A 12,199-nucleotide genomic window follows, 5' to 3' on the forward strand; every position below is an offset into this window, starting at 1 on the left:
CCATGGCACGGACGGCCCGGCACGCGGCACCCGGTGCGATCACCAAGGTGGCGTCGGCCGGCCGGCAGGCCGTGCCCAGACCCCGTCTCGTCATGGCCGTGCTGGGACTGTTCGCGCTGGTGTGCGTGATGCTGCTGGACGGCTACCTGCACTCGGAGATCGGCAACGACAGCCGCGTCCACGAGTCCGGGAGTTCGGACCGGGTGCCCGCCTCCGTCCTCGAGGGCGGCCCCGTGCTGACCTTCGGCGCCGACGGCGAGCCCGTCAGCCACACCCTGCCGCCCCGGACGATCGCGCTCACCTTCGACGACGGCCCCGATCCCCGGTGGACCGCGAAGGTACTCGCCGTACTGCGCGAACACGACGTGCCGGGCACCTTCTTCGTCGTGGGCCAGATGGCCGCCCGGTACCCCGCGCTCATCCGCGACATCGTCGACTCCGGCGGCGAGATCGGCGTCCACACCTTCTCCCACGTCGACCTGGCGTACCAGGACAGGGCCAGGATCGACCGCGAACTCGCCCAGACCCAACTGGCGCTCGCCGGCGCCGCGGGCATCACGACCTCGCTCTTCCGCGCCCCGTACTCCTCCGAGCCCGACGCCGTCGACGACACCATGTGGCCCGTCTACCGCTACCTCGGCACCAAGGGTTACATCAGCGCCTTCGTCGACACCGACAGCGAGGACTGGCGGCGCCCCGGCGTCGCGCACATCGTCCGCGACGCCACCCCGGGGAACGGGAAGGGCGCCTCCGTGCTCTTCCACGACGCCGGCGGCGACCGCTCCCAGACCGTGGAGGCGCTCGGCACGTACATCGACACCATGAAGGCGAAGGGCTACACCTTCACCACGCTGACCGCGAGCCTGGGCGCCACGACCGCCAACCACCGGGCGAGCGGGGCCGAGTTGTGGCAGGGACGCGCTCTCATCGGCGTCGTGGCCCTGGCCGAGTTCACCATGCCCGTCCTGTTCTGGCTGCTCGTCGTGGTCGGCGCCGCCGTCCTGGCCCGCTTCGCCCTGATGCTCGTCCTCGCCCGCCGGCACGCCAGGATCCGCGGCCGACGCCGCTTCAGCTGGGGGCCGGCGGTCACCGAACCCGTCAGCGTCGTCGTGCCCGCCTACAACGAGAAGGAGTGCATCGCCAACACGGTCGGTTCGCTCGCGGCGAGCACCCACCCGGTGGAGATCATCGTCGTGGACGACGGCTCGACCGACGGCACCGCGGGCATCGTCGAGGCGATGGGCCTGCCGCGGGTGCGCGTCGTACGCCAGGAGAACGCGGGCAAGCCCGCCGCGCTCAACCGCGGCCTGGAGCACGCCCGTCATGCACTCGTCGTGATGATGGACGGCGACACCGTCTTCGAGCCCGACACCGTCCACCGGCTCGTCCAGCCCTTCGCCGACCCAAGGGTCGGCGCCGTCGCGGGCAACGCGAAGGTCGGCAACCGCTCCACGGTGATCGGCGCCTGGCAGCACATCGAGTACGTGATGGGCTTCAACCTCGACCGCCGCATGTACGACCTGCTCGGCTGTATGCCCACCGTGCCGGGTGCCGTCGGCGGCTTCCGCCGCGCCGCGCTCCTGGAGGCCGGGGGCATGAGCGGCGACACCCTCGCCGAGGACACCGACGTCACCATCGCGCTGCACCGGGCGGGCTGGCGTGTGGTGTACGCCGAGCAGGCCCGCGCCTGGACCGAGGCACCGGGCACCATCGGCCAGCTGTGGCGGCAGCGCTATCGCTGGAGCTACGGCACCATGCAGGCGCTGTGGAAGCACCGGCGCTCCCTGGTGGACCGCGGGCCCTCGGGACGCTTCGGCCGCGTGGGCATGCCGCTGGTCGTGCTCTTCCAGATCGTCACGCCCCTCTTCGCGCCGCTGATCGACCTCCTGACCGTCTACGGCGCCGTCTTCGTCGACCCCGCCAGGTCGCTCCTCGCCTGGGCCGCGCTGATGTCGGTCCAAGTGCTGTGCGCGGCGTACGCCTTCCGCCTGGACCGCGAGCGCTACCGCCATCTGCTGATGCTGCCGCTGCAGCAGATCGTCTACCGGCAGTTGATGTACCTCGTCCTGATCCACTCCTGCGTCACGGCCATGACCGGAGGCCGGCTGCGCTGGCAGAAGCTCGAGCGCACCGGAGAGGTCGGCTCCCCGCAGGCGTCCGCGGAAGCCGCCCGATGACCGCGCCCGACACCTCCTCCCTGCCGCTGCCCCGGCCCAGGACATCCGGCCGGCACGCCGCCCGCCGTGCCGCGCCGGGCGCCCGCATCGCGCCGGGCGGTGGCCGCGACCACTATCTGGACCTCCTGCGCGCCCTGGCGCTCGTCCGCGTCGTGACGTACCACACGTTCGGCTGGGCGTGGCTGAGCCTGGCCTTCCCCTCCCTCGGTGTGATGTTCGCCCTCGCGGGATCGTTCATGGCGCGATCCCTGGAGCGGCCCGCGCGGCCGGTCGTGCGTCGGCGGCTGCGCAGGCTCCTGCCGCCGCTGTGGTGCCTCGGCGCCGTCCTGGTGCCGGCGATGCTGATCCACGGCTGGGCGCCCGGCGAGCACCACGCGGGCCGCTGGTGGGCGCGGCTGCTCCTGTGGGTGGTGCCGGTGGCCGACCCGCCGGGCAGCGCCTGGGCCGAGCAGGCCACGGGGGTCCTGTGGTACGTGCGCGCCTACCTGTGGTTCGTCCTGCTCTCGCCGCTGCTGCTGCGGGTCTTCCGGCGGTCGCCCTCCGCCGTGCTCGTCGTCTCCCTCGCCCCCGTCGTGCTCCTGCAGACGGTCTGGATCCCGCCGCAGGGCGCGGCCGGCGCCGCCGTCACCGACCTGGCGACCTACCTGACCTGCTGGCTGCTCGGCTTCGCCCACCGCGACGGGCTGCTCGACCGCACGCCGGCCGGCCTGGTGGCGGTCCTGGCGGCGGCCGCCATGGCGGCCGGCGGCTGGTGGACCTCGTCCCACCGCGTGGACGGCTCGTACGACCTCAACGAGATCCCCCTCGCCCAGGCGCTGTGGTCGGCCGGTTTCGTCCTGCTTCTGCTGCGCTTCCGGCCGTGCGCCGGCCCGGCCGGGCGGATCCCGCCGCTGGACCGGCTGGTGCGGATCGTGAGCGCGCGGGCCGTGACCGTCTACCTGTGGCACGAGGTCGCGCTCATGCTCAGCGTCCCGCTGATCGACCTGATGTGGCGGGTCAGGGCCTTCGAGCTGTCGCTGCCCCTGGACAGCACCTGGTTCCAGTTCGCGGTGGCCTGGGTGCTGATCGCGGTGGCGGTGCCGCTCCCGGGCCTGGTGGAGGACCTCGCAGCGGGGCGCAGGCCCCGCCTACTGCCCTGATCCGGGCAGGTCGGAGCCGGTTGTCGGTGGGGGGTCGTACCGTTGACCCATGCGGCCCGTATCAGACATCGAACGCAGTGTGGCGCCCTTCGAGGTCGTCAGCCCCTACCAGCCCAGCGGCGACCAGCCGGCCGCCATCGACGACCTCGAGCGGCGCATCCGCGCGGGCGAGAACGACGTCGTCCTGCTCGGCGCGACGGGTACCGGAAAGTCGGCGACCACCGCCTGGATGATCGAACGGCTGCAGCGCCCGACCCTGGTCATGGCGCCCAACAAGACCCTGGCCGCCCAGCTGGCGAACGAGTTCCGCGAGCTGCTTCCCAACAACGCGGTCGAGTACTTCGTCTCGTACTACGACTACTACCAGCCCGAGGCGTACGTCCCGCAGACGGACACCTACATCGAGAAGGACTCCTCGATCAACGAGGAGGTCGAGCGGCTGCGCCACTCCACCACCAACTCGCTGCTGACCCGCCGCGACGTGGTCGTGGTCGCCTCGGTGTCCTGCATCTACGGCCTCGGCACGCCCCAGGAGTACGTCGACCGCATGGTCCGGCTCAGGGTCGGCGAGGAGATCGACCGGGACGCCCTGCTGCGCAAGTTCGTCGACATCCAGTACGCGCGCAACGACGTGGCGTTCACCCGGGGCACCTTCCGGGTGCGCGGCGACACCATCGAGATCTTCCCGGTCTACGAGGAGCTCGCCGTCCGCATCGAGATGTTCGGTGACGAGATCGAGGCCCTCTACACGCTGCACCCGCTCACCGGCGAGATCATCACCGACGACCAGCAGCTCTACGTCTTTCCCGCCACCCACTACGTGGCCGGTCCGGAGCGCATGGAGCGGGCCATCGCCGGCATCGAGAAGGAGCTGGGCGAGCAGCTCGCGGTCATGGAGAAGCAGGGCAAGCTGCTGGAGGCGCAGCGGCTGCGGATGCGCACCACGTACGACATCGAGATGATGCGGCAGATCGGCACCTGCTCCGGCATCGAGAACTACTCGCGGCACATCGACGGCCGCGAGGCGGGCTCGGCCCCGTCCACGCTCATCGACTACTTCCCCGAGGACTTCGTCCTCGTCATCGACGAGTCGCACGTCACCGTGCCCCAGATCGGCGCCATGTACGAGGGCGACGCCTCCCGCAAGCGCACCCTGGTCGACCACGGCTTCCGGCTGCCCTCCGCCCTCGACAACCGCCCGCTGAAGTGGGAGGAGTTCCTGGAGCGGGTCGGTCAGACGGTCTACCTGTCGGCCACCCCCGGCAAGTACGAGCTCTCCCGGGGCGACGGTGTCGTCGAGCAGATCATCCGCCCGACCGGCCTGGTCGACCCCGAGGTGATCGTCAAGCCCACCAAGGGACAGATCGACGACCTCGTGCACGAGATCCGGCTGCGCGCCGAGCGCGACGAGCGCGTCCTGGTCACCACGCTCACCAAGAAGATGTCCGAGGACCTCACCGACTACATGCTCGAACTCGGCATCCAGGTGCGGTACCTGCACAGCGACATCGACACCCTGCGCCGCGTGGAGCTGCTGCGCGAGCTGCGGGCCGGCGAGTTCGACGTGCTGGTCGGCATCAACCTGCTCCGCGAGGGCCTGGACCTGCCCGAGGTGTCGCTGGTGGCCATCCTCGACGCCGACAAGGAGGGCTTCCTGCGCTCCGGCACCTCCCTGATCCAGACCATCGGCCGTGCGGCGCGCAACGTCTCCGGCCAGGTCCACATGTACGCCGACAAGATCACCCCGGCGATGGAGAAGGCCATCGAGGAGACCAACCGGCGCCGGGCCAAGCAGATCGCCTACAACGAGGAGCGGGGCATCGACCCGCAGCCGCTGCGGAAGAAGATCGCCGGGATCCTGGACTCCTTCGCCCGCGAGGACGCCGACACCGAGGAGTTGCTGGGCTCGGGCCGCCAGCGCTCGCGCGGCAAGGCGCCGGTGCCGGGCCTGTCGGCGAAGGCGGGGGAGAAGCGGGCCGCCAAGAGCCTGCCCGCCGCCGAACTCGCCGAGCTCATCGGCGAGCTGACCGACCAGATGCACACCGCCGCCGCGGATCTGCAGTTCGAGGTCGCCGCCCGGCTGCGCGACGAGGTGGGCGAGTTGAAGAAGGAGCTGCGGCAGATGAGGGAGGCGGGCGTGGCCTGACCGCTGCCGCTGTCGAATCTCTTGCCGAACCACGGTGCCCTACCGGGGCGTCTACCCATAGGGTGCGGAGCAACCGCACGTCGGCAAAACGGTTGAGAGGGGACAGCGCGTGACGGTCAACATGACCAAGGGTCAGAAGATCAGCCTGCAGAAGTCGGACGGGGGGACGCTTTCGTCGGTCCGCATGGGGCTCGGCTGGCAGGCCGCCCCGCGCCGTGGGCTCTTCGGCAGCCGCACCCGGGAGATCGACCTCGACGCCTCCGCGGTCCTCTTCGCCGACAAGCAGCCCGTGGACGTGGTGTTCTTCCGGCACCTCGTCAGCGACGACGGCTCGGTGCGGCACACCGGCGACAACCTGGTCGGCGGCGCCGGGCAGGGCGGGGACGACGAGGCGATCCTGGTCGACCTGCAGCGCGTGCCGGTGCACATCGACCAGATCGTCTTCACGGTCAACTCCTTCACCGGGCAGTCCTTCCAGGAGGTGCAGAACGCCTTCTGCCGCCTGGTCGACGAGAGCAACGGCCAGGAGCTCGCCCGCTACACCCTGACTGGCGGTGGCGCCTACACCGCGCAGATCATGGCGAAGGTGCAGCGCGGTGGTGATGCCGGCTGGTCGATGACCGCGATCGGCACCCCGGCCAACGGCCGTACCTTCCAGGACCTCATGCCGGCGATCCTGCCGGCGCTCTGATCGGGCACAGGGGGGGGCGCGGTCATGACCACCGAGCTGGTCCACGGGCAGAACCATCCGCTACCCGGCACCTCGCTGGAGGTCCGGGTGTCGGCCGGCACGCCGGTGGTGGCCGGCGTCTCCCTGGGCGACGGGCAGGGACGCGTGAGCGGCCCCGGGTCCGTCGCCCACCCGGGGGCGCCGCGGCTGCCCGGTATCGAGGTGCCCGCGCACCTCGCCGCCGAGCAGCGCGTCACCGCCGACCTGGCCGCCGTCCCCGCGGACGTGGACCGCGTCCACGTCCTGCTGGCGCTGCCGCCGGTCGCGGGGGCGCCGACCCGCTTCGGGGCCTGCCCCGCGCCCCACCTGACCGTCTCCGGATCCGACGGGGCGCCGGTCGCGAGCTTCACCGTGACCGGACTGAGCAGCGAGGCGGCGATCGTCGCCCTGGAGCTCTACCGCCGCCAGGGCGCGTGGAAGGTACGCGCGCTCGGCCAGGGCTACGCGGGCGGGCTGGCCGAGCTGCTGCGCGACCAGGGGCTGGGCCGCCCCGAGGCGGACGCCGTGGCCGCCCGCGTGGCGGACGCGGTGCGGCCGGCGCCCGCAGTGCCGTCCACCACGCCGCCCCCGCCCGTCACGCCGCCCCCGCCTGTCACGCCGCCCCCGCCCCCCGTCCCTCCCGCCGCGTCCCCAGCCGACACGGTGCCCCCGACCCCGGCGCCCGTCGCGGGCGACGCCTCCGGCTGGAGCATGGAGGAACGGCTCCACAACCAGGTCTGGGGCATGTTCGAGGACCTGGCCCGCACCATCGCGGCGTACCGCAGCGCCGTCGACTTCGCCGAGTCCCGGCTCGACCAGGAGCTGGACACGCTCCTCGCCGACCCGCGCACCCGCGTCGGCCCCGCCGCCGAGGCCGCCCGCGACCAGGCCAGGGCGCGCCAGGCGGAGCTGGTGGACCGGGCCCGTGCCGTGCTCGACCGCGACCTGGCCCAGCTGACCGCCGAGGTCGAGGTGGTCGAGCCCGCCCTGCCACCGCCCTACGCGGGCTGGGAGAGCCCGGTCTGGCACGGCTACCGCGTCCCCGCCGAACCCCCGATGGCGGTCCGGCTCGGCGACCTCCACCTGCCCGAGCGCCCGGAGCTGCGGATCCCCCTGCTGGTACGGCTCCCGCTGGAACGCGGGCTGTGGGTGGACAGCGCCCAGGACCGCCGCCGCGCCGTGGACGTGGCAGTGGCGCTCGCCGCCCGGCTGCTCGCCGCCCACCCGGCGGGGGAGTGCGCCGCCCACGTCATCGACCCCGCGGGCTCCGCCGCGACGGCGCTGGCCCCCTTCACGGACTCCGGCGCGCTGCGCGAGCCGCCCGCCACGGGCGCCGCCGGGGTGGCGGCGCTGCTCGCCCGGCTCACCGAGCGGGTCGACCTGGTGCAGATGGCGCTGCGCGCCGACGTGCCCTTCGAGCTGCCCCCGGGCGTCGACCCGGCCCGCCAGGTGCTGGTCGTCAACGACTTCCCGTACGGCTTCGACGACCGGACGATCAACCAGCTGCGCTACCTCGCCGACGAGGGCCCGCAGGTCGGCGTCCACCTGATCCTGGTCGCCGCCCGTGAGGACGCCCGCGAGTACGGTCCGCTCCTCGACCCGCTGTGGCGCTCGATGATGCGTCTGACGCCGCAGCCCGACGACCACCTCGCCGACCCCTGGGTCGGCCACGCCTGGACGTACGAACCGCTGCTCGCCCCGCCCGGCAGCGCGGTCCTGTCCCAGGTGCTGCGCCAGGTGGCCGCCGCGCGCCGCACCTACGACCCGGGCCGCCACTGACCTGTCCGGCCGGTACGGCGGGGCCCCGGCCCGCCGTCCTGATTGACCATCACTTTACTCTCTTTACCTTTCCTTGGGATTTCATGTACTCTTCTTTACGCGGAGGGGAGTACTCCCTGCTTGCGGTGCATCCCGTCATCACGGGCCTGAACGGCCCCGGGACACCGGCCCCGGCCCTCGGGCCCGGGTGGAAGAGACCTCCGGCAGCGACAACGCTGACAATTGCCAGCCCATCTGCCGGAGGCATCGCGTGGATGTATCCCTGACCCTCTGGGTGCTGACCATCGCCGGTCTGTGCGCCCTCATCGCCGCCGACTTCTTCATCGGGCGAAAACCCCATGACGTGTCGGTCAAGGAAGCCGGGATCTGGACCATCGTCTGGATCGTCCTGGCCGCCCTCTTCGGGCTCGGCCTGCTGTTCTTCGCCGGGGGCCAGCCCGCCGGCGAGTTCTTCGCGGGCTACATCACCGAGAAGTCGCTCAGCGTCGACAACCTCTTCGTCTTCGTGCTGATCATGGCGAAGTTCGCGGTGCCGTCCCAGTACCAGCAGCGCGTCCTGCTCTTCGGCGTGCTCATCGCACTGGTCCTGCGCGCGATCTTCATCGCCGCGGGCGCCGCCATCATCGCCAGCTTCTCCTGGGTGTTCTTCATCTTCGGCGCTTTCCTCATCTGGACCGCGTGGAAGCTGGTCCAGGAGGCCCGGGCCGAGGAGCACGACGAGGAGTTCGAGGAGAACAGGCTGCTGAAGGCCGCCGAACGCCGCTTCGGCGTCGCCGACCGCTACCACGGCACCAAGCTGTTCATCCAGCAGAACGGCAAGCGGATCATGACCCCGATGCTCGTGGTCATGCTGGCGATCGGCACCACCGACGTCCTGTTCGCGCTGGACTCCATCCCGGCGATCTTCGGCCTGACCCAGGACCCGTACATCGTCTTCACCGCCAACGCCTTCGCCCTGATGGGCCTGCGGCAGCTGTACTTCCTCATCGGCGGTCTGCTGAAGAAGCTGGTCCACCTCTCCTACGGGCTGTCGATCATCCTCGGCTTCATCGGCGTGAAGCTCGTGCTCCACGCCCTGCACGAGGTGGGGGTCCACGTCCCGGAGATCAGCATCCCGTTCTCCCTCGGCTTCATCGTCGTGGTCCTCGCCGTCACCACGGTCACCAGCCTTAGGGCGTCGAAGAAGCAGGCGGCCGCGGAGAAGCGCGACGAGGAGCACATCGACGCCTGACCCACGGCTCCTCAGCCCGGGCGGGGTGCGCGGCGGTCCGCCGCGCACCCCGCCGTCGCGTCCGCCGCGGCCGCGCCCCGCGTCTCCGGCAGCGCTGCGAAGCACCCGAGGCTGAGCAGCGCCACGGCCGCGACGTAGACCGCCACCGGCCACGGAGTGCCGGTGCCCGCCACCAGCCGGGTCGCCACGAGCGGCGTCAGGGCGCCGCCCAGGACGCCGCCGAGGTTGTAGCCCAGCGCGGCACCGGTGCAGCGCACCCGGGGCGCGTACAGCTCCGGGAGGTACGCGCCCACCACGGCGAAGACCGTGATGAAGGCGATCAGCTCCGCGGCGGACCCCACGGCGATCGCCACCGGCGAGCCGCTCGCGAGCAGTCCGGCGTACGGGAAGACCACCACGCCCATCGCGGCGGTACCCACCAGCGCCATCCGCCGCCGCCCGAAGCGGTCGCCCAGCAGCCCCACGAGCGGCGTGAGCGCCCCCTTGAGCAGGACGGCCACCAGGACGCAGCCCAGCACGACCGTGCGGTCCATGCCGAGGTGCTCCGTGGTGTACGCCAGCGACCAGGTGGTCACCGTGTAGAAGACGGCGTAGCCGCACGCCATGGCGCCCGCCGTGAGCAGCACCAGGCGCCCGTGCTCGCGCAGCAGCTCCGAGACGGGCACCCGGGCCAGGTCGCCGCGCCCCGCGGCCGCCGCGAACGCGGGGGTCTCCGGCAGCGCTGCCCGCAGCGCCAGGCCGGCCAGCGCGAGCGCGCCCGCCACCCAGAACGGCACCCGCCAGCCCCAGGAGCGGAAGGCGGCGTCGCTCAGCCCCGCGGACAGGGCGAGCACGATCCCGTTCGCCAGCAGGAAGCCCACCGCGGGACCGGTCTGCGGCAGGCTCGTCCACAGCCCGCGGCGCCGCTCCGGCGCGTGCTCCGCGACGAGCAGCACCGCGCCGCCCCACTCGCCGCCCAGCCCCAGCCCCTGCAGGAAGCGCAGGGTCACCAGCAGCACGGGCGCGGCCGGGCCGATCGCGGCGTATCCGGGGACGCAGCCGACGGCGGTGGTCGCCAGCCCGGTCAGCAGCAGGGAGCCGACCAGTACGGGGCGGCGTCCGACGCGGTCGCCGATGTGGCCGAAGAGGACCGAGCCGAGCGGGCGGGCGACGAAGCCCACCGCGAAGGTGCCGAACGCGGCCAGAGTGCCGGCGAGCGCCGAGGCGTCGGGGAAGAACAGCGGTCCGAGGACGAGGGCGGCCGCGGTGCCGTAGGCGAAGAAGTCGTAGAACTCGATCGCGGTCCCGGCCGCCGACGCGGCGGCGATCCGGGCCATCGAGGGGGAGGCGGAGGGGGAGGCGGAGGGGGAGGTGCGCACGTGGGTCCAACGACCCACGTGCGCGGGGGTGGCGGCGCCGCGGTGGGCACCGCCGCGGAGTCGCTACCAGCCCCGTTCGCGCCATTCGTCGAGGTGCGGGCGCTCGTCGCCGAGCGTGGTGTCCTTGCCGTGGCCGGGGTAGACCCAGGTCTCGTCCGGGAGGCGGTCGAAGAGCTTGGCCTTGACCCCCTCGAAGAGGCTCGTGAAGTGGTCCGGGTTGCTGTGCGTGTTGCCCACGCCGCCCGGGAAGAGGCAGTCCCCGGTGAAGATGTGCGGGTGCCCGTGGGGGTCGTCGTAGATCAGGACGATGCTGCCGGGTGTGTGGCCGACCAGGTGCCGGGCGGTGAGCTCGACCCGGCCGACCTGGATCCGGTCGCCGTCCTCCAGGGGCACGTCGGTGGGGACGGGGATCCCCTCGGCGTCGTGGCGGCCCGCGTAGGTGCGGGCGCCGGTCCCGTCGACCACCGCCTGCAGCGCCTGCCAGTGGTCGGCGTGCCGGTGCGTGGTGACGACGGACGCGAGACCGTCGTTTCCGGCGACCTCCAGGAGCGTGTGCGCGTCGTTGGCCGCGTCGACGAGCAACTGCTCGTCGGTGGCGCGGCAGCGCAGCACATACGCGTTGTTGTCCATGGGGCCGACCGCGACCTTGGTGATGATGAGGTCCTTGAGTTCGTGCACGTCGGGCGCGCCCCCGACCGTGACCTCGCCGCTGTACGTCATGACGTCAGCCTAGTGGCGGCAGCACCGGCAGCGGCACGTCCGGATGGGCGGTCAAGTCCTCGCCGCCGGAGCGGCCGCTGACCCAGGCGAGCAGCGCGTGCCGGGGCCCGCCGACGGTGAGTTCGGGCTCGTTGGCGGCGCCGATCACCCACTTCTCGCCGCTGCCGGTGTCGTGGATGCGGACGGCGGCGACGCCCTCGTGGCCCGACAGGTCGTCGATGATGGCGCCGAGCTCCCGGGTCGCGAAGTCCTCGGGGAGGTGCGCGCAGGTGTACTCCAGGCCGAGGTCGACGTGGTGGAAGTAGATCTCCATGAGCCGGACGTACGGGATCTCCGCCGCCGCGATCACCCGGCCGGAGCGCATGACGACCTGTGCGGCCCAGTTCTGCGGCGGGAGCTCCTCGATGGCCAGGGCCAGCCGGTCCGCGGAGATGCGCAGGTCGTCGAGGTGCTCGGCGAGAGCGCGGCCCGCGCCCTCCTCGATGTCCTTGTTCCGGCGGTCGCCGCTCTCGTACTGCGGGGTCTCCTCGCCGGTGCGGGCCCAGATCATCAGGTTGACCAGGGAGTCGGCGTTGCGCGCCAGGTGGGCCAGCACATGGCCGCGGGTCCAGCCCGGCAGCCGCGACGGCTCCGCGACGGAAGCGGGGGGCATGGCGGCGATGGTCTCGATCAGTCGTTCGGTGGCTTCGTGGAGTTCGGCCGCATCGTGGTCGGGGTCGGGTCGTTGGACAGACACGGGGCCTCCTGGTCGGACCTGATCGACGTCTCCACGGAGACGCTAGCGCGGGACACTCGTTCGGGTGAAGCTGCCGCACCGATGCCGGAAATCGAATGTGCGTGCTATAGGCTCGCTCTCGTCATAACCGGAAGAAAACTCGTCGGCGCCCCGTTTAGGCTGTCTGGGGGTGCTGTCCCCTTGTCTGTCTTTTGAAAGGTGCGC

The 12,199-nt window shown here is 72.1% G+C and carries 9 protein-coding genes; 6 read left to right on the forward strand and 3 right to left on the reverse strand.

Features of this window, described 5'->3' with window-relative positions:
• Positions 1-2: 2 nt before the first annotated feature.
• From CHF15_RS03140 to CHF15_RS03165, 6 genes are all read left to right on the forward strand, one after another.
• On the forward strand, positions 3-2,177 hold the full coding sequence (locus CHF15_RS03140) for a bifunctional polysaccharide deacetylase/glycosyltransferase family 2 protein (protein ID WP_089222000.1): 2,175 nt from the start codon (positions 3-5) through the stop codon (positions 2,175-2,177).
• Entirely contained in the window at positions 2,174-3,316 is a 1,143-nt protein-coding gene (locus CHF15_RS03145) for an acyltransferase family protein (protein ID WP_179279636.1), read from the forward strand. The genes CHF15_RS03140 and CHF15_RS03145 overlap by 4 nt, the downstream gene beginning before the upstream one ends.
• 49 nt (positions 3,317-3,365) lie before the next feature.
• The gene (gene uvrB / locus CHF15_RS03150; protein WP_089222001.1) at positions 3,366-5,462 is read left to right on the forward strand and encodes an excinuclease ABC subunit UvrB; all 2,097 of its coding nucleotides are present in this window, start codon (positions 3,366-3,368) and stop codon (positions 5,460-5,462) included.
• A 109-nt stretch (positions 5,463-5,571) separates the two neighbouring features.
• Positions 5,572-6,153, forward strand: coding sequence for a TerD family protein (locus CHF15_RS03155; protein WP_089222002.1), 582 nt, complete (start codon positions 5,572-5,574; stop codon positions 6,151-6,153).
• Positions 6,154-6,177: 24 nt separating this feature from the next.
• A complete protein-coding gene (locus CHF15_RS03160; RefSeq protein ID WP_089222003.1) occupies positions 6,178-7,950 on the forward strand; it encodes a TerD family protein in 1,773 nt (590 codons plus the stop codon).
• Between the two features lie 250 nt (positions 7,951-8,200).
• Positions 8,201-9,181, forward strand: coding sequence for a TerC/Alx family metal homeostasis membrane protein (locus CHF15_RS03165; RefSeq protein WP_089222004.1), 981 nt, complete (start codon positions 8,201-8,203; stop codon positions 9,179-9,181).
• Positions 9,182-9,192: 11 nt separating this feature from the next.
• Here the strand turns inward: CHF15_RS03165 and CHF15_RS03170 are convergent, their stop codons facing one another.
• The 3 genes from CHF15_RS03170 to CHF15_RS03180 form a co-directional block, all read right to left on the reverse strand.
• Positions 9,193-10,497, reverse strand: a complete 1,305-nt coding sequence (locus CHF15_RS03170; protein ID WP_089222200.1) for an MFS transporter — start codon at positions 10,495-10,497, stop codon at positions 9,193-9,195.
• Positions 10,498-10,602: 105 nt separating this feature from the next.
• Positions 10,603-11,259, reverse strand: a complete 657-nt coding sequence (locus tag CHF15_RS03175) for an MBL fold metallo-hydrolase (protein ID WP_089222005.1) — start codon at positions 11,257-11,259, stop codon at positions 10,603-10,605.
• 4 nt (positions 11,260-11,263) lie between these two features.
• Positions 11,264-11,995: a maleylpyruvate isomerase family mycothiol-dependent enzyme gene (locus CHF15_RS03180; RefSeq protein WP_089222006.1), complete on the reverse strand. Its 732-nt coding sequence runs from the start codon at positions 11,993-11,995 to the stop codon at positions 11,264-11,266.
• Between the last annotated feature and the right edge of the window lie 204 nt (positions 11,996-12,199).

The sequence above is a fragment of the Actinacidiphila glaucinigra genome (genome assembly GCF_900188405.1).
Lineage (GTDB): Bacteria > Actinomycetota > Actinomycetes > Streptomycetales > Streptomycetaceae > Actinacidiphila > Actinacidiphila glaucinigra.

Coding starts and splice junctions, on each gene's coding strand:
- CHF15_RS03140 (WP_089222000.1), top strand. CDS start 3: ATGGCACGGACGGCCCGGCACGCGGCACCCGGTGCGATCACCAAGGTG.
- CHF15_RS03145 (WP_179279636.1), top strand. CDS start 2,174: ATGACCGCGCCCGACACCTCCTCCCTGCCGCTGCCCCGGCCCAGGACA.
- uvrB (WP_089222001.1), top strand. CDS start 3,366: ATGCGGCCCGTATCAGACATCGAACGCAGTGTGGCGCCCTTCGAGGTC.
- CHF15_RS03160 (WP_089222003.1), top strand. CDS start 6,178: ATGACCACCGAGCTGGTCCACGGGCAGAACCATCCGCTACCCGGCACC.
- CHF15_RS03170 (WP_089222200.1), bottom strand. CDS start 10,497: ATGGCCCGGATCGCCGCCGCGTCGGCGGCCGGGACCGCGATCGAGTTC.
- CHF15_RS03175 (WP_089222005.1), bottom strand. CDS start 11,259: ATGACGTACAGCGGCGAGGTCACGGTCGGGGGCGCGCCCGACGTGCAC.